This is a genomic window from Ramlibacter agri (assembly GCF_012927085.1).
Classification (GTDB): domain Bacteria; phylum Pseudomonadota; class Gammaproteobacteria; order Burkholderiales; family Burkholderiaceae_C; genus Ramlibacter; species Ramlibacter agri.
Genome location: NZ_JABBFX010000002.1, coordinates 334,379 through 356,686, shown reverse-complemented (window position 1 = coordinate 356,686; position 22,308 = coordinate 334,379). Strand labels below are relative to the sequence as shown.

Annotated in this window: 22 protein-coding genes and 2 tRNA genes; 17 read left to right on the top strand and 7 right to left on the bottom strand. The window is 69.2% G+C overall.

All coding sequences use genetic code 11. The annotated features are described in order from the left end of the window. Window positions 1-7: 7 nt before the first annotated feature. The gene (locus HHL11_RS20210) at window positions 8-1,093 is read left to right on the top strand and encodes an MFS transporter (protein ID WP_240980390.1); all 1,086 of its coding nucleotides are present in this window, start codon (window positions 8-10) and stop codon (window positions 1,091-1,093) included. On the opposite strand, the gene HHL11_RS20205 is transcribed toward HHL11_RS20210, so the two are convergent. Then, window positions 1,071-1,973, bottom strand: a complete 903-nt coding sequence (locus HHL11_RS20205) for an LOG family protein (RefSeq protein ID WP_169420368.1) — start codon at window positions 1,971-1,973, stop codon at window positions 1,071-1,073. The genes HHL11_RS20210 and HHL11_RS20205 overlap by 23 nt on opposite strands. A gap of 81 nt (window positions 1,974-2,054) precedes the next feature. On the opposite strand from HHL11_RS20205, the gene HHL11_RS20200 reads away from it, so the two are divergent. Next, complete coding sequence (locus HHL11_RS20200) at window positions 2,055-2,699, top strand: hypothetical protein (protein WP_169420367.1); 645 nt, start codon at window positions 2,055-2,057, stop codon at window positions 2,697-2,699. A gap of 34 nt (window positions 2,700-2,733) precedes the next feature. Here HHL11_RS20200 and HHL11_RS20195 read toward each other — a convergent pair whose 3' ends face one another. The 3 genes from HHL11_RS20195 to earP all read right to left on the bottom strand — a co-directional run bounded on the left by HHL11_RS20195 (window position 2,734) and on the right by earP (window position 5,276). Next, window positions 2,734-3,516, bottom strand: coding sequence for a heme-dependent oxidative N-demethylase subunit alpha family protein (locus HHL11_RS20195; RefSeq protein WP_169420366.1), 783 nt, complete (start codon window positions 3,514-3,516; stop codon window positions 2,734-2,736). A 43-nt stretch (window positions 3,517-3,559) separates the two neighbouring features. After that, window positions 3,560-4,114 carry an elongation factor P gene (efp, locus tag HHL11_RS20190; RefSeq protein ID WP_169420365.1) on the bottom strand — a complete coding sequence of 185 codons (555 nt, stop codon included), beginning with the start codon at window positions 4,112-4,114 and terminating at the stop codon, window positions 3,560-3,562. 103 nt (window positions 4,115-4,217) lie between these two features. Further along, complete coding sequence (gene earP, locus HHL11_RS20185; protein WP_169420364.1) at window positions 4,218-5,276, bottom strand: elongation factor P maturation arginine rhamnosyltransferase EarP; 1,059 nt, start codon at window positions 5,274-5,276, stop codon at window positions 4,218-4,220. Window positions 5,277-5,299: 23 nt separating this feature from the next. On the opposite strand from earP, the gene uvrC reads away from it, so the two are divergent. The 3 genes from uvrC to HHL11_RS20170 are packed head-to-tail and all read left to right on the top strand — an operon-like array spanning window position 5,300 to window position 8,966. Then, complete coding sequence (gene uvrC / locus HHL11_RS20180; RefSeq protein ID WP_169420363.1) at window positions 5,300-7,444, top strand: excinuclease ABC subunit UvrC; 2,145 nt, start codon at window positions 5,300-5,302, stop codon at window positions 7,442-7,444. A gap of 34 nt (window positions 7,445-7,478) precedes the next feature. Continuing rightward, on the top strand, window positions 7,479-8,048 hold the full coding sequence (gene pgsA, locus HHL11_RS20175) for a CDP-diacylglycerol--glycerol-3-phosphate 3-phosphatidyltransferase (RefSeq protein ID WP_169420362.1): 570 nt from the start codon (window positions 7,479-7,481) through the stop codon (window positions 8,046-8,048). Next, the gene (locus HHL11_RS20170; protein ID WP_240980350.1) at window positions 8,049-8,966 is read left to right on the top strand and encodes a DMT family transporter; all 918 of its coding nucleotides are present in this window, start codon (window positions 8,049-8,051) and stop codon (window positions 8,964-8,966) included. Here HHL11_RS20170 and HHL11_RS20165 read toward each other — a convergent pair. Next, window positions 8,917-9,897 (bottom strand): LysR substrate-binding domain-containing protein, encoded by a 981-nt coding sequence (locus tag HHL11_RS20165; protein ID WP_169420361.1) that lies wholly within the window; start codon window positions 9,895-9,897, stop codon window positions 8,917-8,919. The two genes, HHL11_RS20170 and HHL11_RS20165, sit on opposite strands and share 50 nt — an antisense overlap. A 67-nt stretch (window positions 9,898-9,964) precedes the next feature. Here HHL11_RS20165 and HHL11_RS20160 point away from each other — a divergent pair, with 67 nt between their 5' ends. The 8 genes from HHL11_RS20160 to HHL11_RS20125 all read left to right on the top strand — a co-directional run bounded on the left by HHL11_RS20160 (window position 9,965) and on the right by HHL11_RS20125 (window position 17,601). Further along, window positions 9,965-10,849 carry an alpha/beta fold hydrolase gene (locus tag HHL11_RS20160; protein ID WP_169420360.1) on the top strand — a complete coding sequence of 295 codons (885 nt, stop codon included), beginning with the start codon at window positions 9,965-9,967 and terminating at the stop codon, window positions 10,847-10,849. Continuing rightward, window positions 10,846-11,931 carry a tartrate dehydrogenase gene (locus tag HHL11_RS20155; RefSeq protein ID WP_169420359.1) on the top strand — a complete coding sequence of 362 codons (1,086 nt, stop codon included), beginning with the start codon at window positions 10,846-10,848 and terminating at the stop codon, window positions 11,929-11,931. Before HHL11_RS20160 ends, HHL11_RS20155 begins: the two co-directional genes overlap by 4 nt. Before the next feature lie 274 nt (window positions 11,932-12,205). Then, entirely contained in the window at window positions 12,206-12,478 is a 273-nt protein-coding gene (locus tag HHL11_RS20150; protein WP_013901776.1) for an HU family DNA-binding protein, read from the top strand. A gap of 16 nt (window positions 12,479-12,494) precedes the next feature. Further along, window positions 12,495-12,570 (top strand) — tRNA-Val (locus tag HHL11_RS20145). Between the two features lie 62 nt (window positions 12,571-12,632). Further along, window positions 12,633-14,546 (top strand): SurA N-terminal domain-containing protein, encoded by a 1,914-nt coding sequence (locus HHL11_RS20140; RefSeq protein ID WP_169420358.1) that lies wholly within the window; start codon window positions 12,633-12,635, stop codon window positions 14,544-14,546. 143 nt (window positions 14,547-14,689) lie between these two features. Continuing rightward, window positions 14,690-15,733 (top strand): PAS domain-containing sensor histidine kinase, encoded by a 1,044-nt coding sequence (locus tag HHL11_RS20135; protein ID WP_169420357.1) that lies wholly within the window; start codon window positions 14,690-14,692, stop codon window positions 15,731-15,733. A 22-nt stretch (window positions 15,734-15,755) separates the two neighbouring features. Further along, window positions 15,756-16,649 carry a hypothetical protein gene (locus HHL11_RS20130; protein ID WP_240980349.1) on the top strand — a complete coding sequence of 298 codons (894 nt, stop codon included), beginning with the start codon at window positions 15,756-15,758 and terminating at the stop codon, window positions 16,647-16,649. A gap of 88 nt (window positions 16,650-16,737) precedes the next feature. Continuing rightward, the gene (locus HHL11_RS20125) at window positions 16,738-17,601 is read left to right on the top strand and encodes a hypothetical protein (RefSeq protein WP_169420356.1); all 864 of its coding nucleotides are present in this window, start codon (window positions 16,738-16,740) and stop codon (window positions 17,599-17,601) included. A gap of 50 nt (window positions 17,602-17,651) precedes the next feature. On the opposite strand, the gene HHL11_RS20120 is transcribed toward HHL11_RS20125, so the two are convergent. Both HHL11_RS20120 and HHL11_RS20115 read right to left on the bottom strand, forming a co-directional pair. Continuing rightward, window positions 17,652-17,727 (bottom strand) — tRNA-His (locus HHL11_RS20120). 37 nt (window positions 17,728-17,764) lie between these two features. Next, window positions 17,765-18,751 (bottom strand): NADPH:quinone oxidoreductase family protein, encoded by a 987-nt coding sequence (locus tag HHL11_RS20115; protein ID WP_169420355.1) that lies wholly within the window; start codon window positions 18,749-18,751, stop codon window positions 17,765-17,767. Between the two features lie 98 nt (window positions 18,752-18,849). Here HHL11_RS20115 and surE point away from each other — a divergent pair, with 98 nt between their 5' ends. From surE to rpoS, 4 genes are read left to right on the top strand one after another with little or no spacing between them, the layout of a single operon-like run. Beyond that, window positions 18,850-19,623 carry a 5'/3'-nucleotidase SurE gene (gene surE, locus HHL11_RS20110; RefSeq protein WP_169420354.1) on the top strand — a complete coding sequence of 258 codons (774 nt, stop codon included), beginning with the start codon at window positions 18,850-18,852 and terminating at the stop codon, window positions 19,621-19,623. After that, window positions 19,620-20,390: a protein-L-isoaspartate(D-aspartate) O-methyltransferase gene (locus HHL11_RS20105; RefSeq protein WP_169420353.1), complete on the top strand. Its 771-nt coding sequence runs from the start codon at window positions 19,620-19,622 to the stop codon at window positions 20,388-20,390. The genes surE and HHL11_RS20105 overlap by 4 nt, the downstream gene beginning before the upstream one ends. Continuing rightward, entirely contained in the window at window positions 20,387-21,277 is an 891-nt protein-coding gene (locus HHL11_RS20100) for a peptidoglycan DD-metalloendopeptidase family protein (RefSeq protein WP_240980348.1), read from the top strand. Before HHL11_RS20105 ends, HHL11_RS20100 begins: the two co-directional genes overlap by 4 nt. Before the next feature lie 2 nt (window positions 21,278-21,279). Then, window positions 21,280-22,293 carry an RNA polymerase sigma factor RpoS gene (gene rpoS, locus HHL11_RS20095; protein ID WP_169420352.1) on the top strand — a complete coding sequence of 338 codons (1,014 nt, stop codon included), beginning with the start codon at window positions 21,280-21,282 and terminating at the stop codon, window positions 22,291-22,293. The last annotated feature ends 15 nt before the right edge of the window (window positions 22,294-22,308 follow it).

Here is a 22,308-nt window from a genome sequence, read left to right as displayed (position 1 = left end):
GGCCGGCATGCGCCTGGCCTCGCCGCTGCTGGCGCTGCGCCAGGGCTACAGCGAGCTGGCGGTGGGCGTGCTGCTGTCGCTTTACGCGCTGACGCAGGTCTTCCTGTCGCTGCCGGCCGGCCGCTATGCGGACAAGCACGGGCTGAAGCGGCCGTTCGCGCTGAGCGTCGTTGCCGCGGCCACCGGCGGCTTGCTGGCGGTGGCCTTTCCGATTTTTCCGGTGCTGTGCCTGGCCGCCTTGCTCACTGGTGGGGCGACCGGCACCGCCGTCATCGCGCTGCAGCGGCATGTGGGCCGCGCGGCCGGCGGCGGCATGGAGCTGAAGCGGGCCTTTTCCTGGCTTGCGATCGGTCCCGCCTTCTCCAACTTCCTGGGGCCCTTCGTCGCCGGCTTCGTGATCGACCACGCCGGTTTCCGCACCGCCTTCGCGGTGATGGGCCTGCTGCCGCTGGCGACCTGGTATTTCGTGCGCACGGCGCGCGAAAGCCCCGCGCCCGAAGCGCGCCGCAACCGGACCAGCGGCGGGGCCTGGGACCTGTGGCTGGACCCGATGTTCCGCCGGCTGATCCTGGTGAACTGGTTCCTGTCCTCGGCCTGGGACGTGCATACCTTCGTGGTGCCGGTGCTGGGCAACGCGCGCGGTTTGTCCGCTTCGGTCATCGGCACCATCCTCGGCCTGTTCGCCGCGGCGGCGGCGGTCGTGCGGGTGTTCCTGCCGCTGCTGGCCGCGCGCTTCCACGAGTGGGTGCTGATCGTGGCGGCGATGGTCGCCACCACGCTGATCTACGCGGTGTATCCCTTCATGCACGTCGCGCTGACCATGGGCGCCTGCTCGATCCTGCTGGGCGCGGCGCTGGGCATGGTGCAGCCGATGGTGATGAGCATGCTGCACCACATCACCCCGGAGCACCGGCACGGCGAGGCGGTGGGCATGCGCATGCTGGTGATCAACGCGTCCAGCGTCGCCATGCCATTGCTCTTCGGCACCGCGGGCGCGGCCATCGGCATCAGCGGCGTGTTCTGGACGGTCTCCGCGACGGTGGGCGCCGGGGTGAAGGTGGCGCTGGGCCTCAGAGCCGATAAAACGTCTTGATGATGTCCCAGGCCGCCTGGGGCTCGTCGGCGAACTGGAACAGGTCCAGGTCGGCCGCCGAGATCACGCCTTCGTCGACCAGCATCTCGAAGTTGATCAGCCGCTTCCAGTAGTCGGAGCCGAACAGCACGATCGGCACCTGGCGCGCCTTGTGCGTCTGCACCAGCGTGATCACCTCGAACAGCTCGTCGAGCGTGCCGAAGCCGCCGGGGAAGGCCACCAGCGCCTTCGCCCGCATCATGAAGTGCATCTTGCGCAGCGCGAAGTAGTGGAACTTGAAGCTCAGCGCCGGCGTCACGTAGGGGTTGGCGCCTTCTTCCATGGGCAGCGCGATCGACAGGCCGACGCTGATGCCGCCCGCCTCGTGCGCGCCGCGGTTGGCCGCTTCCATGATGCCGGGGCCGCCGCCCGTGCACACGAACAGCATGTCGCGCGGCTCCTTGTCCGCGCTGTACTCGGCCACCAGCCGGCCGAAGGCACGGGCCTGCTCGTAGTAGTGGGCGTTGCGGGCCAGCGCCCGGGCGCGGCGTGCGTCCATCCGGGCAGGGCCGGACTCGCCGCCCGCATCCGCGGCTTGCGGCTGGGGCGCGGCCTCGGCTTGCTTGACCAGGGCATCGGCGTCCGACTGGTCGCGAAAGCGCGCGCTGCCGAACACGACGATGGTGTTCTCGATGCCATGCTCCTGCTGCTCCAGGTCCGGTTTCAGCAGCTCCAGCTGGAAGCGGATGCCGCGGGTTTCGCGGCGCAGCAGGAACTCGGGGTCGACGAAGGCCAGCCGGCTGGCGTCGGGGTCCAGCGGCAGGCCGCGGTCGGAATGCGCCTTCAGGGTGGCCCAGGCGTCCGCCAGGCGCCGGTCGTGGATGTTGCGGGTGGAAGACATAGGACCCATTGTGGCCGCTTTCAAAGTCCGGTCCGGGCCGCCTTCCCGCTATCCTTGCGTCGGACGAGAGGGGAGCGAGTCTTGGAGAACCCGCTTTATCACGTGCTGCTGCAGGGCCGTCGGGTCGGCCCGTATGACCGCCGCACGATCGTCGGCATGCGCATCAAGAAAGCCCTGGCGAGCGCGGACGTGGTGGTGGCCGGCAACGGCCGCCAGCTGACCGTGGCCGACCTGGTCAAGATGCGGCCGGACGATCCATTCGAACCCAGCCGCAGCGGCAGCTATTCCGTGATCCAGGCCGTGTACACCGCGGCGCTGGCGGACAGCGCCGGGCCGGGGATGACCTTGCCCGTCTTCAAGGGCGAGATCGAGGTGCGCGTGCAGACGAAGGCGCTACGCCTGGCCGGGCGCTTCCGCGAGCGGCTGCGCTGGAAGGAAGACCGCGTCAAGATTGCGCTGGAGGAACTGGTGTACGCGCGCGTGCGCGGCAGCCTGGTCGATATCGGCATGCGCAGCCGCGCCGCGGGTCCCCTGCAGCGGGTCACCCTGGAGCTGTTCACGGCGGAGAGCGCCGCGGAATTCATCACGGCGCTGCCGCCATTGCCCAACGCGCCGGAGCTGGTGCAGTCGAAAGTCCGCCGCGGGCCGAATCCCATGGCCTGGATGGCCGTGGCCGGGTCGCTCGTGGCCGTGGGTGGCGTGTTGGTGTGGGTCCTGACGCGCTGAGTCACAGGCGCAGCGCGCGGCCGCTTCCAGGACTTCAGGCGCCCCGGCGGGCCAGCCAGGCCAGCAGGCGTTCGCGCGCCGGCGCCAGGCCCTTGTAGGCAAGCACGGCGTCGCTCATGGTCGACAGGGCCGCGTGCAGGCGCCGGGCCTGCGCGGGCGTCGCCACCGCCTCGGCCAGTGGCTGCAGCATCACGTGGATGGTGAACACGGCGTGGCCGGGCCTCAGCGGGAAGAAGGTCTGCCGCTCCGCCCGCAGGAAGCACTGCGCCGCGAAGGCCTCCGGGTCGGGCGTGTTCGGCCAGGGCGCGCGCGGGTGCCGGCGCGGGTGCTGGTCGTAGCGGCCGCTGGGGCTGAGGGTCCAGACGTGGCGCTCCCATTCGCCGCCGCCGGTGACCAGCTGCGTCAGCTGGCGCGCGCCGGCCATCAGCAGGGCGTTGTCGGCCACCGGGGCATGGACCGCGGTGAAAGGCAGGCCCAGCTTGTCTTCCGGCGCCCAGTGCGATGGCACGCAGACGCACAGCCAGGGCAGGGCGGTGCTGGCGCCGTCGAGCACCGCGAAATCCTGCTCGAAGGCGAGCTCGATGGGCTCGCTGGCTGCAATACCTTCGGCCCGCGCGCGGCGCAGGATCGCGTCGATCGCGGGGGCGGAGTCGTAGCCCGGCACGCACAGGCGGCTGGCGCCGGCAGCCAGCACCTGCTGCTTCTCCCGCCACAACGCGCTGCCTTCGGCGAGCGGCGTCAGGTGCGGCGCGCCGGCTTCCAGCCGCTGCAGGCCGGGCTGCATCCGGAAGGGGGCGGCGATGGCGAGCAGGTCCATGAAAAAAGGCTCCTTGCGGAGCCTTGATTCTGCTGGGGAGCGCTTAGACGCGACGGCGGTATTCGCCGGTGCGGGTGTCGATTTCGACCTTGTCGCCCTGGGCCACGAAGATCGGCACGCCGATTTCGAAGCCGGTGGCGATCTTGGCGGGCTTCAGCACCTTGCCGGAGGTGTCGCCCTTGACGGCGGGCTCGGTCCAGGTGATTTCGCGCTCGACGCTGGTGGGCAGTTCGACGGAGATGGCCTTGCCTTCGTAGAACACCACTTCGGCGGGCAGGCCGTCTTGCAGGTAGTTCAGCGCGTCGCCCATGTTGTCGGCTTCGACTTCGTACTGGTTGTAGTCGGCGTCCATCCAGACGTACATCGGGTCGGCGAAGTAGGAATAGGTGCAGTCCTTCTTGTCGAGGATGACCTGGTCCATCTTGTCGTCGGCCTTGAAGACGGTTTCCGTGCCCTGGTTGTTCAGCAGGGACTTGAGCTTCATGCGCACGGTGGCCGAGTTGCGGCCGCCGCGGGAGTATTCGGTCTTCAGCACGACCCACGGCTGGCCGTTCTGCATGATCACGTTGCCGGCGCGGATTTCTTGAGCGATTTTCATGACGGGTGTCTACGGTGAGAGCCGCGGCGCGCAAGACGGTTGGTTGCGGTGGGCGGCGGTAACGGGGCGCGCAAAGAGCGGCGGTGCCGGCTCGCGCAAAGCTCTATATTCTACCTCGCCCGGCCGCGAAGCGCTCCAGCTCGCTGGCCAGCTCCGGCAAGGCCTCGATCCGCGTCAAGGTTTCCGCGGCCGGCGCCTGCCAGCCGGCGAAATCCGGTGCCGGCAAGCCTTCTTCCAGCCCGTTCCATACCCGGAAGAAGCGGGCCAGGTCCGCCGGCGGCTGCAGCCAGCGCAGGAAGGCCTCCAGCTTGGCGTGGTGGGCAAAGTCGTCCTGCGGGTAGATGTGCCAGACGCAGGGCCTGCCGGCCAGCAGGCCGCGCACCAGCGAATCTTCGCCACGCACGAAGTTCAGGTCGCAGGACCACAGCAGCTGGTCGTACTCGCGCTGGCTCAGCAGGGGCAGCCAGTGCGGGCGCAGCAGGCCGCGGGCGTTCCAGCCGGCGTGTTCCGCTGCCAGCCGGGCCAGCGCCGCGTGCATGGCGGCCGTGGGTCGGCCGGCGGTGACCAGCAATTCGGTCGGTTCCTGTGCCAGGTGGCGCAGCAGTTCGGGCAGGGCTGGCGGCTCGTAGCAGAACAGGCTCACCACCCGCGCCGCGCCTGGCTGGACGCCATGGCCACGCAGCCAGGCCGCGCGGTCGAACTGCGCGTGCCGTTGCGGCAGGTCCTGTTCGCGCAGCAGCCCGCCGGTGCGCTCGCTGAAGCCCGGGTAGAAGAAGTGCTTGGCCAGCCCGGCGCCCGGGCCGGAATGGACCGGCGAGAGCAGGCCGTGGCTGCGCTCGACGTAGCTTTCAGCCGACAGGTATTCGAGATTGATCCAGGCCGGTGGCCGCGGCGCCGCGCGCATCCGGGCGACGAATTCCGGCGGCGGATCGCAGCCGAAGGCTTCGACGACGACGTCGCCCGGCGCGTGCGCCGGCACCTGCGCGGTCCAGTGCACCACCTCCACGCCGGGATGGCCCGGCGCCATCCAGGCCAGCGGGGCCGGGTCGTCCATCCACAGCCGCACCAGGGCGCCGCGGCGCGCGAGTTCGCTGGCCAGGCGCCAGCAGACGCCGGCGTCGCCGTGGTTGTCGATGACCTTGCAGAAAATGTCCCAGCGCATGCGGCTTGGATAATAGAGGGCCTATGGTGCAGGACCACTCCGAAGAATTGCTGGCGCAGGTCGCCGCGCTGCCCGCGCTGCCCGGCGTCTACCGCTACTACGACGCCGAGGGCGGCGTGCTGTACGTCGGCAAGGCGCGCAACCTGAAGAAGCGCGTCTCCAGCTACTTCACCAAGAACCACGGCGGCACGCGCATCGGCCACATGGTCGGCAAGATCGTGCGGCTGGAAACGACGGTGGTGCGCTCGGAAGCCGAGGCGCTGCTGCTCGAGAACAACCTGATCAAGACGCTGGCGCCGCGCTACAACATCCTGTTCCGCGACGACAAGAGCTACCCCTACCTCAAGATCACCGGCGTCGGTGTGCCCGCCAGCCAGCGTGGCAGCGCCGCGGCGGCCGTCGTGTTCCCGCGCGTGGCCTACTACCGTGGCGCAGTGGATCGCAAGCATCGCTACTTCGGCCCGTACCCCAGCGCCTGGGCGGTGAAGGAGTCGATCCAGCTGCTGCAGAAGGTGTTTCGGCTGCGCACCTGCGAGGACACGGTGTTCGCCAACCGCACCCGGCCTTGCCTGCTGTACCAGATCAAGCGCTGCACCGGCCCCTGCGTGGGCTTCGTGACGGCCGACGACTACCAGCGCGACGTGACCAACGCGGAGGCCTTCCTGCGCGGCGACACGCAGAAGGTGCTGAAGGGCCTGGAAGACCGCATGATGGAGCACGCGGAAAAGCTGGAGTTCGAGCAGGCGGCCGAACTGCGCAACCAGATGAGCGCGCTGTCCAAGGTGCTGCACCAGCAGTCGGTGGACACCGCTTCGGACAAGGACGTCGACATCCTGGCCGTGCAGGTGCAGGGCGGCAAGGCCTGTGTCAACCTGGCCATGGTGCGCGGCGGCCGCCACCTGGGCGACCGCGCCTACTTCCCCAGCCACGTGGAGGACGCGGCGGCGCTGCAGGACCTGGGCGACAGCGAGGACGCCGTCGCCGCGCAGCCGGTCGAAGTGCAGGTGCTGGAAGCCTTCATCGCGCAGCACTACCTGGGCGTGCCGGTGCCCTCGGCCCTGATCACCAGCCACCCGGTCGACCCGGAACTGATTGGCGCGCTGTCGCAGCAGGCCGGCGTGCGCATCGGCGCCGCGCACAACCCGCGCGGCCAGCGCCGGCTGTGGCTGGAGATGGCGGAGAAGAACGCGCAGCTGCAGCTGGCGCGGCTGCTGGCGGAAGAGGGCTCGCAGCAGGCCCGGACGCGGGCGCTGGTCGATTCGCTGGACCTGGCGCCGGACGAACTGGACACCTTCCGCGTCGAATGCTTCGACATCTCGCATACGGCGGGCGAGGCGACCCAGGCTTCCTGCGTGGTGTTCCACCACCATGCGATGCAGAACCGCGAGTACCGCCGCTACAACATCGATGGCATCACGCCTGGCGACGACTATGCGGCCATGCGCCAGGTGCTGGCGCGCCGCTATGCGCGCCTGGCCCAGGCTGGGCGCGACACGCCCGATGCGAATCCGCCGCCAGGCGAGGAAGAGGTCGCCTTCGATGCCGCCGAAGCGCAGGAAGCCGCGGTCGACGCGCAGGAGGCTGTGGCCCTCGTGCCGCTGGACGCGGTGCAGGAAGCGCCGGCCGGCGAGCTGCCCCCGGTGCAGGAAGCACCGGCGGCGGGGGAGTTGGCGGCCCCGGCGAAGAAGGTCAAGGTCGGCGGCGGCGGCAGCGCCCAGCGCCTGCCGGACCTGGTGCTGGTCGACGGCGGCCGCGGCCAGGTCAGCATGGCGCGCGAGGTCTTCGCCGAGCTCGGCCTCGATCTCTCCGTGATCGTCGGCGTGGAAAAAGGCGAGGGCCGCAAGGTCGGCCTGGAGGAACTGGTGTTCGCCGACGGCCGCGAAAAGGTCTACCTGGGCCGCGACTCGGCGGCGCTGATGCTGATCGCGCAGATCCGCGACGAGGCGCACCGCTTCGCCATCACCGGCATGCGGGCGCGCCGCGCGCGGGTGCGCGTGGGCGGCAGCCAGCTGGAGGAAATCCCCGGCGTGGGCGCCAAGAAGCGCGCCCGCCTGCTGCAGCGCTTCGGCGGCGTACGGGGCGTCGCGGCGGCCAGCGTGGAGGACATCGCCACGGTGGAAGGCATCTCGCGCGAGCTCGCGGAAGAGATCTACCGGGCGTTGCACTAGCGGGCCTGTCCGCTCAGGCACAATAGCGCTGCCCATGTTCTTCACGGTCCCGACGCTACTCACCTGGACGCGCATCGTAGCCATCCCGCTGCTGGTGGGGGTGTTCTATCTGGGACTGGAGCCGCACACCCAGAACCTGGTGGCCACGGTGATGTTCGTCGTGTTCGCCTTGACCGACTGGCTGGACGGCTACTTGGCGCGCAAGCTCGATCAGACGTCGTCCTTCGGCGCCTTCCTCGACCCGGTCGCCGACAAGTTCCTGGTCTGTGCCTCGCTGCTGGTGCTGGTGCACCTGAAACGGGCCGACGTCTTCGTGGCGCTGATCATCATCGGCCGCGAAATCGCGATCTCGGCCCTGCGCGAATGGATGGCGCAGATCGGCGCCTCCAAGAGCGTGGCCGTGCACATGCTGGGCAAGGTCAAGACCACCGTGCAGATGGTCGCCATCCCCTTCCTGCTTTACAACGGCCTGCTGTTCGGCGTGGTCGACACGCACCTGTGGGGTACCGGCTTGATCTGGATCGCCGCCATCCTGACCGTCTGGTCGATGATCTACTACCTGCAGAAGGCGCTGCCCGAGATCCGGCGCCGCGTGAAGCACTAGATGTCCGCCGTGCCGCAGGCCGCGCAGCCGGCCGGTCCGCTGGTGCGGGCCATGCCGGCCGTCTTCGTCCTGATCTGGTCCACCGGCTTCATCGTCGCGCGCTACGGCATGCCGCATGCGCCGCCGATGAAATTCCTGGCCTTCCGCTACCTGTTCTCGGTCGCCTGTTTCCTCGTGTGGGCGCTGGCCGTGCGCGCCAGCTGGCCGCGCGACCGCCGCCAGGCTGGCCACCTCGCGGTCACCGGCATCTTCATGCACGCGGGCTACCTGGGCGGCGTCTGGGCCGCGGTGAAGCTGGGCATGGGCGCGGGCCTCGCGGCCTTGCTGGTGGGCCTGCAGCCGGTGCTGACGGCGATCTGGGTGTCGATGCGCGGCGGCCAGGTGGCGCGCCGCCAATGGGGCGGCCTGGCGCTGGGCCTCGCCGGCCTGCTGCTGGTGGTCTGGCAGAAGCTGGGGCATGGCGAGGTCAACCCGCTGAACCTCACCTATGCGTTGATCGCGCTGGCTTCCATCACGGCCGGCACGCTGTACCAGAAGCGTTTCGTGCAGCCCTGCGACGTGCGCACGGCCAACCTGGTGCAACTGGCGGCCGCTTTCGTCGCGACCCTGCCGCTTGCGTTGATGGAAACCGAATCCATCCGCTGGACCCTGGCCGACAGCAGCCTCAACGGCCAGCTGGCCGGCGCGCTGGCCTGGTCGGTGCTGGGCCTGACCCTGGGCGGCAGCTCGCTGCTCTACCTGTTGATCCAGCGCGGCGCAGCCACCACCGTCAGCAGCCTCATGTACCTGGTGCCGCCCACCACGGCCATCATGGCCTGGCTTCTGTTCGGCGAGCCGATCACGGCGCTGATCGTGCTGGGCATGGCGCTCACCGCCGTGGGCGTGAGCCTGGTCGTGCGGCCGCCGAAGCGGGCTTGAGCTTCCACGGCTCGGCGCGGAAGCGCTCGGCCAGGAAATCCACCAGCAGCCGGATGCGCCGTGGCGTCGTCGGCGTGTGCGGCGCCAGCCAGTGGATGTCCGCGTCGACCATCGCGTAGCCGGGTAGCACGCGCACCAGTTCACCGCTGGCCAGCGGGGCGGCGATGTCCCACAGGCTGCGCAGCATGATTCCGTGCCCGGCCAGGCACCAGTCGCGCACGAGTTCCCCGGAGTTGCTGGAAAGCGGGCTGCCCACGCGCACCCGCATCTCCGTGCGGTCGCGTTCGCGCTGCAGCCGCCAGACTTCGAATTGCTCGTTCTCGCGCACGACCAGGCAGGCGTGCTGCGCCAGCTCCTCCACGCCCTGCGGCGTGCCGTGCCGGCGCAGGTAGTCGGGCGAAGCCACCAGCACGCGTTGATTGCGCGCGAGGCGGCGGCCGGTCCATTCGCTGGCGCGCTGGCCGCGCACCGACCACAGCCAGACGGCGCCGTCGTAGCCTTCCAACGCCAGGTCCGGCAACTGTTCCACCAGTTGCAACTGCAGCTCCAGCTGCGGATGCCGCGCCTGAAAATCGGCCAGCGCCGGCCCGAGCCACAGGCGGCCGAAGCCGAAAGTGGCGGCGAGGCGGATGCGGCCCACCGGCTCCTTCTGCCGCTCCTGCAGTTCCGCTTCCATCGCAGCGAAGCCTTCCAGCAGGGCTACGGCGCGCTGGCACAGCACTTCGCCTTCCGGCGTGGGCACCACGCGCCGCGTGGTGCGCTGGAACAGCTTGAGGCCCAGCCGGGCTTCGAGCGCGGCGAGCCGCTTGGTGATGACCGAGGGCACCACGCCGGCGGCGGTGGCGGCGCCGGCCAGGCTGCCTTGTTGCTTGATCGCGAGCAGCAGCTGGAGGTCGCCGCGGTCGAGGGGAGGGGAACTGGATTGCTGCACGAATGGAAAGAATCGCTTGCCGGATTATTGCTTGTGGGCCACGGGCTCCGGCCCGAGAATCGGCGCCATGTTCGAAAGCTTCGAATCGCTGCGCCTCGAACGCGAAGGCGTCGCGCTGCAGGTGCGCCGTGCGGGGCAGGGCGCGCCGCTGCTGCTGCTGCACGGTCATCCGCAGAGCCAGGCCATGTGGCACCGGGTTGCGCCGGAGCTCGCGCAGACCTTTCATGTCGTGATGCTGGACCTGCGCGGCTACGGCGACTCCGGCCGGCCGGCCGCGGGCGAGCGCAATGCCAGCTACAGCAAGCGCGAGATGGCGCGCGACGCGCTGCACGCGATGCGCACGCTGGGCCACGAGCGCTTCCAGGTGCTGGCCCACGACCGCGGCGCGCGCGTCGCGCATAGGCTGGCGCTGGATCATCCGCAGGCCGTGGAGCGCATGCTGCTGCTGGACATCGCGCCCACCTTGGCCATGTACCGCAATACGACGGAAGCATTCGCCCGCGCCTACTGGCACTGGTTCTTCCTGATCCAGCCGCCGCCGCTGCCGGAAGCGCTGATCGCCTCCGACCCGGTGCGCTACGTGCGCGCCGTCATGGGCGCGCGCCACGCCGGCCTGGCCGCGTTCGCGCCGGAGGCGCTGGCGGAATACGAGCGCTGCGCCGCCATCGCCGGCACGGCCGAAGCGGTGTGCGCCGACTACCGTGCCAGCGCCGGCATCGACCTGGAACATGACCAGGCGGACCAGGACGCCGGCCGCCGCCTCACGCAGCCGCTGCGCGTGCTGTGGGGCGAGCACGGCGCGGTGGGCCGCTGTTTCGACGTGCAGTCGCTGTGGCGCGCGGCGGCCGGCAGTTTCACCGGCCGCAGCCTGCCCTGCGGCCACTACATCGCGGAAGAAGCCCCGGCGCTGCTTCTGCAGGAATCCCTTTCGTTTTTCAGGAGCACACAGTGAGCAAGAAGCGCATCGCAGTCATCGCCGGCGACGGCATCGGCAAGGAAGTCATGCCCGAGGGCATGCGCGTGGTGGACGCCGCCGCCCGCAAGTACGGCGTCGACCTGCAGTTCGACGTGTTCGAGTGGGGCAACTGGGAATACTGCGAGAAGACCGGCAAGTACCTGCCGGAGAACTGGAAGGACCTGATCGGCGGCCACGACGCCATCTTCTACGGCGCGGTGGGCTGGCCCGAGAAGATCGCCGACCACGTGTCGCTGTGGCAGTCGCTGCTGCTGTTCCGCCGCGAGTTCGACCAGTACATCAACCTGCGCCCGGCCCGCCTGATGCCCGGCATCGTCGCCCCGGTGGTGCGCAAGGACGGCAGCAAGCGCGAGCCCGGCGAGATCGACATGTACATCGTGCGCGAGAACACCGAGGGCGAATACAGCTCCATCGGCGGCCGCATGTACCCCGGCACCGAGCGCGAGATCGTGATGCAGGAGACGGTGATGTCCCGCATCGGCGTGGACCGCGTGCTGAAGTTTGCCTTCGAGCTGGCCCAGTCGCGGCCCAAGAAGCACCTGACCAGCGCCACCAAGTCCAACGGCATCGCGATCACCATGCCCTATTGGGATGAGCGCGTGGCCGAAATGGCGAAGAAGTACCCCGGCGTGAAGACCGACAAGTTCCACATCGACATCCTGACCGCGCACTTCGTGCAGCGGCCGGACTTCTTCGACGTGGTGGTGGCCAGCAACCTGTTCGGCGACATCCTGTCCGACCTGGGCCCGGCCTGCACCGGCACCATCGGCATCGCGCCCAGCGCCAACCTGAACCCGGACCGCAAGTTCCCCTCGCTGTTCGAACCGGTGCACGGCTCGGCGCCGGACATCTACGGCAAGAACATCGCCAACCCGATCGGCCAGATCTGGTGCGGCGCGATGATGCTGGAGTTCCTGGGCCACAAGGACGCGCACGACGGCATCCTGAAGGCGATCGAGGGCGTGCTGGACCCGAAGTCGGGCGCGCCGCGCACGCCGGACATCGGCGGCAAGGCGAGCACCTCCGACCTTGGCAAGGCCATCGCCGCCGCGCTGTAACTGTTTGCTGGACGCGCCGCGGTGCAACATGGTGCGCCGCGGCGGAAAACTGATTTCCGCCTGGTGCAGCGCCACTACAATGCGCGTCCGCGTGTTGTATTGCCGCAGGCCGTATTGACACGGTTTGCGGTGCTGGCTCTAATCGACGCCAGTGGCCGCCATGCCGGCCGACACCGTCTCCCCTTCCTCGCATCGCCGTGCAGCGGCCAGCGCGGGAACGGGAGACGAATTTTTGACAAAAGACCGTCCAGAACCACATACCCGAGGGGCCCCCGTGAACAAGACCGAACTGATCGAGCACATCGCGAAGCATGCCGATATCTCCAAGGCCGCCGCCACGCGCGCGCTGGAGTCCATGATCGGCGCGGTGAAGACCACGCTGAAAAAAGGCGGCTCGGTTTCGCTCGTGGGTTTCGGCACTTTCGCGGTGGGTAAACGGGCCGCGCGCAGCGGCCGGAATCCCCGCACCGGCGCTCAGATTAAAATCAAGGCTGCCAAGGTACCCAAGTTCCGTCCCGGCAAGGCGCTCAAGGATGCGCTGAACTGATGGTCGGCTCCCGGTGGGGTGCTTAGCTCAGCTGGTAGAGCGGCGCCCTTACAAGGCGTAGGTCGGCGGTTCGATCCCGTCAGCACCCACCAACAACAAAGGCGAACCGAGGTCGGTTCGCCTTTTTGGTATTCCCCACGAGACTCCTGATCCCATGTTCGATTTCGTCCGCAAGCACAACAAGGTGATGCAGTGGCTGCTGTTCCTGCTCATCTTCCCCTCGTTCGTACTGTTCGGCCTGGAAGGCTACAACCGGTACCGCGAGCGGGGCGAGACGGTCGCCAAGGTCGACGGCCGCGACATCACGCAGCAGGACTGGGACAACGCGCACAAGCAGCAGGTGGATCGCATCCGCCAGCAGGCGCCCAACGTCGACCCCAAGCTGCTCGACTCGCCCGCCGCCAAGTATTCGACGCTGGAGCGCATGGTGCGCGACCAGGTGCTCGCTGCGGCGGTGGAACACAACAACCTGACCGTGGGTGACCAGCGGCTGGCGCGCGAGTTGCAGAAGAACGAGCTGATCGCCATGCTGCGCAAGCCCGATGGCAGCCTGGACGTGGAGCGCTATCGCCAGCTGCTGGCCGCGCAGGGCATGACCCCGGAGATGTTCGAGAACTCGATGCGCGGCGAACTCGCCACGCGCCAGGTCCTGGGCGGAGTCACCGACACCGCGCTGGCCGGCGCTGCGCAGGCAGGAGTCTCCCTGAACAGCTACTTCGAGCGCCGCGAAGTGCAGGTGGCGCGCTTCACCCCGGCCGATTTCCAGGCCAAGGTGCAGCCCACCGACGCGGAGCTGGAGGCCTTCTACCAGGCCAACCCGAAGCTGTTCCAGGCCCCGGAGCAGGCGAGCATCGAATGGGTGATGCTGGACCTGCCCGCCGTCGCCCGCGGCCTGGCGGTCAACGAGCAGGACCTGAAGAACTACTACGACCAGAACGCCATGCGCCTGGGCGGCCAGGAGGAGCGCCGCGCGAGCCACATCCTGGTCGCCGTGCCCAAGGGCGCGAGCGCCGACGACAAGGCCAAGGCCAGGGCGAAGGCCGAAGCGCTGCTGGCGCAGGTGAAGAAGAACCCGGAAAGCTTCGCCGAGGTGGCGAAGAAGAATTCGCAGGACCCGGGCTCGGCGGCCAACGGCGGCGACCTCGACTACTTCGGCCGCGGCGCGATGACCAAGCCTTTCGAGGACGCGGCCTTCGCGCTGAAGAAGGGCGAGATCAGCGGCCTGGTGGAATCCGACTTCGGCTTCCACATCATCAAGCTCACCGACATCCGCGGCGAAAAGCCGAAGTCCTTCGCGGAGTTGAAGCCCCAGCTGGAAGCCGAAGTGCAGAAGCAGCAGGCGCAGAAGAAGTTCGCCGAGGCCGCCGAGACCTTCAGCAACACGGTCTACGAGCAGTCCGACAGCCTGAAGCCGGTGGCCGACAAGCTGAAGCTGGAAATCCACAAGGCGGACAACGTCACGCGCCTGCCCGCGCCCGGCGCCACCGGCCCGCTGGCCAACCCGAAGTTCCTGCAGGCGCTGTTCGGCCCGGATGCGGTGGACAAGAAGCGCAACACCGAGGCGCTGGAGATCGGCGGCAACCAGATGGTGTCCGGCCGCATCGTGTCGCACCAGCCGGCGCGCACCAAGCCCTTCGCCGAGGTGAAGCAGCAGGTGCGCGACCTGGTCGTGCAGCAGCAGGCGGCCGAACTGGCCCGCAAGGACGGCCAGGAGAAGCTGGCGGCCTGGAAGGCCAAGCCCGATGCCGCCACGCTGCCCGCCGCGCAGACGGTCTCGCGCCAGGACGCCGGCAAGCTTCCGGGCAAGGTGATCGAAGCCGCCCTGCGCGCCGACGCCAGCGCGCTGCCCGCCTGGGTGGGCGTGGACCTGGGTCCCGAGGGTTTCGCCGTCGTCAAGGTGAACAAGGTGCTGCCGCGCGAGACGCCGGCCGAGGCGCAGGCCAAGGCCGAAATGCAGCAGTACACGCGCGCCTGGACGGCCGCCGAGGCGCAGGCCTACTACGACATGCTGAAGGCCCGCTTCAAGGTCCAGATCAACGTCGCCAAGCCGAAGGACGACGCGCAATAAGCGCTCGTTCGCGCCGCTCGCAAGCCGGGTTCCGCGTCCGCGGACCCCGGCTGTCTCCCCCTCCTATTGCCCCAAAGTCCCAGCGCCGCCACCGGCGCTGCGGCTTATGCTGCGCCGAACGCCGAAACCAAGGAGGGCGGTGCATGGGCTCCTTCGCGTTGTCGGACGCCGAACGGGCTGCCTGGCAGGCAGGCCTGCTCGATTCGGCCATGGACGCGATCGTCACGGTGGATGAAGGACAGCGCATCGTGCTGTTCAACCGCGCGGCCGAGCGCATCTTCGGCTGGACGGCGCCGCAGGCGCTGGGCCGGCACGTGGAGATGCTGCTGCCGCCCCGCCTGCGCAGCGAGACAGCCGGCGCGCGGCAGCTGGCCGCGGCCGGGCGTGGCCTGCGCGCCGCCGGCGAGGAGTTTCCGCTGGAGGCTTCGCTGTCGCGCGTGCAGACCCACGAAGGCGAGCTCGCCACGCTGGTGGTGCGGGACGTCAGCGATCGCGTGCAGGCGCAGCAGGAGCTGGCCGCCTTCGCCGCCGAGGCGAGCAGCGCGCGCGAGCAGGAAAAGGCGCGCATCGCCCGCGAACTGCACGACGAACTGGCGCAGATGCTCACGGCCCTGAAGATGGACGTGAACTGGCTGCGCGACCACCTGGAGGAGCACGGCGCCGGCGCCAAGCTGGCGCAGATGCTCGGGCTGCTCGATCAGGCGGTCGGGGCCACCCGGCGCATCGCCGCCGACCTGCGGCCGCTGGTGCTGGACGACCTGGGCCTGGTGCCCGCCATCGAGTGGCTGGCCGCCGGCTTCACGCAGCGGCATGGTGTCGCCTGCGAACTGCGGGTGGACGAAAGCCTGCAACTGCAGGAGCCGCACGCCACCGCCATCTTCCGCATCGTGCAGGAGTCGCTGGCCAACGTCGGCAAGCATGCGCACGCGCACCAGGTGGCGGTGTGCCTGGGGCGGGACGAAAGCGAGGTGCTGCTGCGCGTGCAGGACGACGGCGCCGGCTTCTGGCTGGCCGAACCGCGCAAGGCTTCGTCGCTCGGGCTCGCGGGCCTACGCGAACGCGCGCGGCTGCTGCGCGGCACCCTGGCCATCGCCACGGCGCCGGGGGAGGGCACCTGCATCGAGGTGCGCATCCCGCTGGAGCGGCAGGCCGGCGCCCGCGTTGCGGAGGCCCGGCCGCAGCGCTAAGCTGGGCTCGAAGGAGGGAGCCATGCAAACCTTGCAAAATCGCTGGCTGGCCCGCCTGCTCGCGCTCTGCATGCTGCTGGCCGCGCTGCCGGCGCTGGCGGCCCCGCTCGGCGCGGCAGGCCTCAAGGCCAGGTACGACAGCCTGGGCCCGCAGCTGGCCAGCAACCAGTTCGGCGGCCCGCTGGTGCTGCAGTCCGAAGAGGCGCAGCGCCGCATCGACGGCAGCGTCTACGCGGTGCTGGACCATCCGTTCGCGGTGGTGACCGGCGCGCTCGTCGATCCCGCGCAATGGTGCGACATCCTCATCCTGCATCTCAACACCAAGTACTGCCGGCGCACCGAGGCGAACGGCGAGACGGTGCTGGAGCTGCGCGTGGGGCGGAAAGTCGAGCAGGACGTGGATTCGGCTTCGCTGCTGCGCTTCGGCTGGCGGCCGCCGACGAAGACGGCGGACTATTTCGGCATCCAGATGACCGCGCCCGAAGGCCCTTACGGCACGCGCGACTACACGCTGCTGGTGGAGGCCGTGCCGCTGCCCGGCAACCGCACCTTCCTGCGCATGGGCTACGGCCTGGCCTACGGCACGGCCAGCTCGATAGCCTTGCAGCTCTACCTGGGCACCGCCGGCCGCGACAAGGTGGGCTTCACCCGCCAGGAGCCCGGGGCGCAGGGCGGCGAGGACGGCTTCGTCGGCGGCATGCGCGGCGTGGTCGAGCGCAACACGATGCGCTACTACCTCGCCATCGACTCCTACCTGCGTTCGCTGGCCGCGCCGCCGTCCGAGCGGCTGGAGAAGCGGCTGGCCTCGTGGTTCGACGGCACCGAGAAATTCCCGCGCCAGCTGCACGAGGTGGAACGCGACGAGTACCTGCAGATGAAGCGCAACGAGGTCCGGCGGCAGGCGGCCGCGCGCTGAGCTGCGCCTCTCCCCTCATTGGACGAAGGTGCCATATGGGCGCGGGCCGTCGCGGCCTTAAGCTGGCCGGCTGCAAGGAGGGCGCGTCATGCAGGTCTTGCGTCCCTGGCCGGCCTTGGGGCTGGCCCTGGTCCTGGTTCTCGCCGCCGGCCAGGCCGCGGCCTCCGGTGTGCTGGGGGCCGAAGGCCTGCGCGCGCAGCATGCGAGCCTCGCGCCGCAACTGGCGTCCAGCCCGCTGAAGGCGCCGCTGGTGATGAAGTCGGAAGAGGCCAGCCGCCGCATCGAAGGCGAGATGTACGCGGTGCTGGACCAGCCCTTCGCCACCGTCAGCAGCGCGCTGGCGGACCCGGCGCACTGGTGCGACATCCTGATCCTGCACCTCAATAACAAGCAGTGCCAGACCACCAGGGCCGGCGCCGACACCGTGCTGGAGCTGAAGGTGGGCAACACCTACAAGCAGCCGGCGGCGCAGGCGTCGACGCTGCGCTTCACCTGGAAAACACCGGAAGTCCAGCCCGATTACCTCGGCGTGCAGATGTCGGCGGCGCAGGGCCCGTACAGCACGCAGGACTACCAGCTGGTCGCCGAAGCGGTGCCGCTGGAGGGCGACCGCACCTTCCTGCACATGACCTACGCGTTCGGCTACGGCGCGGCCGGCTCGATCGCCTTCAACGTGTACTTCGGAACCGCGGGCAAGGACAAGGTGGGCTTCTCGCCGGCCAACGGCAACCCACCCTTCGTGGGCGGCGCGCGCGGGCTGATGGAGCGCAACACGATGCGCTACTTCCTCTGCATCCAGGCCTACCTCGATACGCTGGCCGCTGCGTCCGACGATCGCCTGGAGCGGCGCATGGAAGCCTGGTTCGACGGCACCGAGAAGTATCCGCGCCAGCTGCACGAGATGGAGCGGGCGGAGTACTTGAAGATGAAGCGGGTGGAGGCGCAGCGGTAGCGAGCAGGAAAGAAGAAAGGCCCCGAAGGGCCTTTGCGTTCAACGTTCGCTGGGGTGGCTGATGGGACTCGAACCCACGACAACAGGAATCACAATCCTGGACTCTACCAACTGAGCTACAGCCACCGCAAGAGCGAGATTATAGCCACAACTGCAGCCCTGTTCAGTTGACCATCACGAGCTTGCCTTTGACTTCGCGGGAACCCATGCGCGCATAGGCTGCCTTGAGCTCTGCCATCGGCATCGTGCGATCGATCACCGGCTTCACTTTTCCTTGCGCGTACCACTGCGCCAGTTCCGCCATCATGGCCGCATTGGCCTTGGGCTCGCGCCGCGAGAAGTCGCCCCAGAACACGCCGACGATGGACGCGCCCTTTAGCAGCGCCAGGTTCAGCGGCAGGCTGGGGATGGGGCCGGCGGCGAAGCCCACCACCAGGTAGCGGCCGCGCCAGGCGATCGAGCGGAAGGCCGGCTCGGCGAAATCGCCGCCCACCGGGTCGTAGATGACGTCCGGGCCCTTGCCGTCGGTGGCGGCCTTGATCGCTTCGCGCAGCGCATTCGGCGCGGGATGCTGGCTGTAGTCGATGGTCGCGTCGGCGCCGATCGATTTGCACAGCTCGCATTTCTCCGGCGAGGAGGCGGCCGCGATGACGCGTGCGCCCATCGCCTTCGCGATCTGGATCGCCGCCGTGCCGACGCCGCCCGCGGCGCCGAGCACCAGCACGGTCTCGCCGGCCTTGAGCTGGGCGCGATCGACCAGCGCGTGGTGCGAGGTCGCGTAGATCATGATGAAGGCCGCCGCGTCGACGAAGGGAAAGCCGGGCGGCAGCGGCATGCACAGCGCCGCCGGCGCGAGCGTGTGGGTCGCGAAGCCGCCGGTGCCGGACAGGCAGGCCACATGCTGGCCGACCTGCAGATGCTTCACGCCTTCACCCACCGCCTCGACGACGCCCGCATACTCCGAGCCCGGCACGAAGGGCAGCGGCGGCTTCATCTGGTACTTGTTCTGCACGATCAGCAGGTCGGGGAAGTTGAGGCTGGCCGCCTCGATGCGCACCAGCACCTCGCCGGCTTTCGGCTGGGGCGTGGGCAGTTCCTTCCATTGCAGCGCATCGACGCCGACGGGGTTTTCGCAAAGCCAGGCATGCATGGGAAAGCTCTCGATCTCGTGGTCGCCGCATCATAGGCAAACGGCTGGGCGAGTGCTTGTCCCGGCCGTGACGGGCGAACCCTACAATCGGCGCAGCCATGAAGATCCTCCTCTCGAACGACGACGGCTACCAGGCGCCCGGTATCGTGGCGCTGTACGAAGCGATCCGCGACCTCGGCGACGTGGAAGTGGTCGCGCCCGAGCACAACAACAGCGCCAAGTCGAATGCACTGACCCTGCACGCGCCCCTGTACGTGAACGAGGCCCCCAACGGCTTCCGCTACGTCAATGGGACGCCGGCGGACTGCGTGCACATCGCGCTGACCGGCCTGCTCGGATACAAGCCCGACCTGGTGGTGAGCGGCATCAACAACGGCGCCAACATGGGCGACGACACCATCTATTCCGGCACTGTGGGCGCCGCGATGGAGGGCTACCTGTTCGGCATCCCCGCGATCGCCTTCTCGCAGGTGGAGAAGGGCTGGGCCCACCTCGACGCCGCGGTGAAGCGCGCGCGTGAACTGGTGCAGTACCTTGTGGAGCACCACCGCGCCAGCGAAGCCATGTGGCTGCTGAACGTGAACATCCCCAACCTGCCTTACGAGCAGCTGAAGCCTTTCAAGGTCTGCCGCCTCGGCCGCCGCCACGCGGCGGAGAAGGTGATCTCGCAGACCAGCCCGCGCGGCGACACGATGTACTGGATCGGCGGCGCCGGCAAGGCCAAGGACGACGCCGAGGGCACGGACTTCCATGCCTCGCTGCAGGGCCATCCGACGATCACGCCGCTGAAGGTGGACCTCACGGACCACGACGCGTTGCGCTACTGGGGCCAGGCCGCGCAGCAGATGGCCCAGCGCAAGGAGGGCGGGTGAGCCGCCGCCCGAGTTTTCCGGCGCGCCTGCCCGAAGACGGCACGCGCCCGCCGCAGCCGCGCGGCAGCGCGAGTGTGCCCCTGCCGCCGCAGCGCGTCGCGCCGGCCGGCGTGGGCCTGGACTCGCAGGCCATTCGCACGCGCATGGTGCAGAAGCTCGCCGCGCAAGGCGTCGGCGATCCGCGCGTGCTGGGCGCGATGGGCGCGGTGGAACGCCACCGTTTCGTCGACAGCGCGCTGGTGAACCAGGCCTACGAAGACACCAGCCTGCCGATCGGCCTGGGCCAGACCATCTCCAAGCCCAGCGTGGTGGCGCGCATGATCGAGCTCCTGCTCGCCGGCCGCACCGATGCCCAGGGCCGCCTCGGGCGCGTGCTCGAAGTGGGCACCGGTTGCGGCTACCAGGCCGCGGTGCTGGGGCTCGTGGCCAGCGAGGTCTACAGCGTCGAGCGCCTGCGCGGCCTGCATGACAAGGCGCGCGACAATCTGCGGCCCTTCCGCCTGCCCAACGTGCACCTGCTGTTTGGCGATGGCATGGCGGGCTACGCCAAAGGCGCGCCGTACGCGGGCATCATTGCGGCTGCGGGTGGCGAAGCCATTCCGCAGACGTGGACCGATCAGCTTGCGGTGGGCGGCCGCATCGTCGCGCCGATGGTGCTCGCCACGGGGCAGCAGGCCCTCGTCGTCGTCGAGAAAACCGCTGGTCAACTCAAACAGACCGTGCTGGAATCGGTTCACTTTGTCCCCCTAAAATCTGGCGTTGCATGAGGAAGAAAACGATGTGGTCGGTGCACGGACGCACTTGGAAGTTTTTGTGCATCGGGGTGGCGTGCGCCTTGCTGGCAGCCTGCGCGTCGTCGCGGCACGCGCCTGCGCCGGTCGAAGACCGCACCACGGCGCGCCATGCGCCGGCTCCCGCGGCCATGGCCACGGCTGAAGCACCGAAGGTGCTGCCCGGCGCCGAGAACGCCGGCAAGCCCGGCTACTACACGGTGAAGCCCGGCGACACGCTGATCCGCATCGCGCTGGAGACCGGCCAGAACTGGCGCGACATCGCGCGCTGGAACGGGCTGGACAACCCGAACGTGATCGAGGTGGGCCAGGTGCTGCGCGTCGCGCAGCCCGGCACGCAGGTCGCTGCCGCGAACAACGAAGCGATGTCGTCGCGGCCGCTGCCGCCCGCGAGCGGCAGCTCGGCGCCGCAGCCTTCGGCGAGTGCAGCGCGGCCCGCAACCAGTGCGCCTGCCGCCGCGGCGGCGCAGCCGGCCGCGAGTGGCGAAGACGAAGTCGCCTGGGGCTGGCCCATCTCGGGCGCCGGCGCCGTGCTGGCCGGCTTCGACGAGCAGAAGAACAAGGGCCTGGACATCGGCGGGCGCGCGGGCGAGCCCGTGCTGGCCGCCGCCGATGGCCGCGTGGTCTATGCGGGCGCGGGCCTGCGCGGCTACGGCAACCTGATCATCCTGAAGCACAACAACACCTACCTCACCGCGTATGCGCACAACCAGTCGCTGCTGGTGAAGGAAGACCAGAGCGTGCGCAAGGGCCAGAAGATCGCCGAGATGGGCTCCACCGATACCGACCGCGTGAAGCTGCACTTCGAGATCCGCCGCCAGGGCAAGCCCGTCGATCCCAGCCGGTACCTGCCACCGAGATAGCCATGAAACGCCGCAACGGCCACGCTCCTGCGACACCCGAGGGTGCCCGGCAGGATGCGGACAAGGCCGGAGCGGATGAGTTGGAGGCGGCCGCGCCGGAGCCGGCCGCCACCGAAGCGCCGGCGCGCGAGGGCAACGGCGAGTTCTCCGGCGAATCGAGCGACACGCTCACGCTGTACCTGCGCGACGTGCGCCGCACCTCGCTGTTCACCGCCGAAGAAGAGTTCGACACGGCCAGCCGCGCGCGCGCCGGCGACTTCCTGGCGCGCCAGTCGATGATCGAGCACAACCTGCGGCTGGTGGTGAGCATCGCCAAGGGCTACCTCGGACGCGGTGTGCCGCTGTCGGACCTGATCGAGGAGGGCAACCTCGGCCTGATGCACGCCATCGACAAGTTCGAGCCGGAGCGCGGCTTCCGCTTCTCCACCTATGCCACGTGGTGGATCCGGCAGGCCGTGGAACGCGCCGTGATGAACCAGGGCCGCGTCATCCGCCTGCCGGTGCACGTGGTGCGCGAACTGCAGCAGGTGCTGCGCGCGCGCCGCACGCTGGAGAACGATCCCGCCTTCATCTCGACGCGCAACGGCGTCGAGGGCGACGGCGTGCGGGTGGAGGACGTCGCCGCGCTGCTGGGGCGCGATGTGCAGGAGGTCTCGCAGTTGCTGGCAATGGCGGAAGCGCCCAAGTCGCTGGACGCGGTGGTGGAGCGCTCGGACGACGAGCACACGCTGGGCGACTTCATGGCCGACGAACTGGCGGTCGATCCCACCGGCGTCACGCAGAACCGCGAGGTGGAGCGCCTGCTGGCCAGCTGGATCGACGCGCTGTCCTATCGGGAGAAGGAAGTGCTGGAAGGCCGTTTCGGCCTGCATGACCGCGAGCCGGAGACGCTGGAGGTGCTGAGCGACCGCCTGGGCCTCACGCGCGAGCGGGTGCGGCAGATCCAGAACGAGGCGCTGATGAAGCTGAAGCGCCACATGGTGCGCAGCGGGATCGACAAGGAAGCCCTGCTGTAATCCGGTACATTGCCG

Excerpts from the sequence above, each read along its gene's own strand:
- earP (WP_169420364.1), bottom strand. The coding sequence starts at position 5,276 with ATGCGCTGGGACATTTTCTGCAAGGTCATCGACAACCACGGCGACGCC.
- HHL11_RS20130 (WP_240980349.1), top strand. The coding sequence starts at position 15,756 with ATGCAAACCTTGCAAAATCGCTGGCTGGCCCGCCTGCTCGCGCTCTGC.
- HHL11_RS20125 (WP_169420356.1), top strand. The coding sequence starts at position 16,738 with ATGCAGGTCTTGCGTCCCTGGCCGGCCTTGGGGCTGGCCCTGGTCCTG.
- HHL11_RS20115 (WP_169420355.1), bottom strand. The coding sequence starts at position 18,751 with ATGCATGCCTGGCTTTGCGAAAACCCCGTCGGCGTCGATGCGCTGCAA.
- HHL11_RS20205 (WP_169420368.1), bottom strand. The coding sequence starts at position 1,973 with ATGTCTTCCACCCGCAACATCCACGACCGGCGCCTGGCGGACGCCTGG.
- surE (WP_169420354.1), top strand. The coding sequence starts at position 18,850 with ATGAAGATCCTCCTCTCGAACGACGACGGCTACCAGGCGCCCGGTATC.
- rpoS (WP_169420352.1), top strand. The coding sequence starts at position 21,280 with ATGAAACGCCGCAACGGCCACGCTCCTGCGACACCCGAGGGTGCCCGG.
- HHL11_RS20135 (WP_169420357.1), top strand. The coding sequence starts at position 14,690 with ATGGGCTCCTTCGCGTTGTCGGACGCCGAACGGGCTGCCTGGCAGGCA.
- HHL11_RS20160 (WP_169420360.1), top strand. The coding sequence starts at position 9,965 with ATGTTCGAAAGCTTCGAATCGCTGCGCCTCGAACGCGAAGGCGTCGCG.
- efp (WP_169420365.1), bottom strand. The coding sequence starts at position 4,114 with ATGAAAATCGCTCAAGAAATCCGCGCCGGCAACGTGATCATGCAGAAC.
- pgsA (WP_169420362.1), top strand. The coding sequence starts at position 7,479 with ATGTTCTTCACGGTCCCGACGCTACTCACCTGGACGCGCATCGTAGCC.
- uvrC (WP_169420363.1), top strand. The coding sequence starts at position 5,300 with ATGGTGCAGGACCACTCCGAAGAATTGCTGGCGCAGGTCGCCGCGCTG.
- HHL11_RS20170 (WP_240980350.1), top strand. The coding sequence starts at position 8,049 with ATGTCCGCCGTGCCGCAGGCCGCGCAGCCGGCCGGTCCGCTGGTGCGG.
- HHL11_RS20195 (WP_169420366.1), bottom strand. The coding sequence starts at position 3,516 with ATGGACCTGCTCGCCATCGCCGCCCCCTTCCGGATGCAGCCCGGCCTG.
- HHL11_RS20210 (WP_240980390.1), top strand. The coding sequence starts at position 8 with ATGCGCCTGGCCTCGCCGCTGCTGGCGCTGCGCCAGGGCTACAGCGAG.
- HHL11_RS20100 (WP_240980348.1), top strand. The coding sequence starts at position 20,387 with ATGAGGAAGAAAACGATGTGGTCGGTGCACGGACGCACTTGGAAGTTT.
- HHL11_RS20140 (WP_169420358.1), top strand. The coding sequence starts at position 12,633 with ATGTTCGATTTCGTCCGCAAGCACAACAAGGTGATGCAGTGGCTGCTG.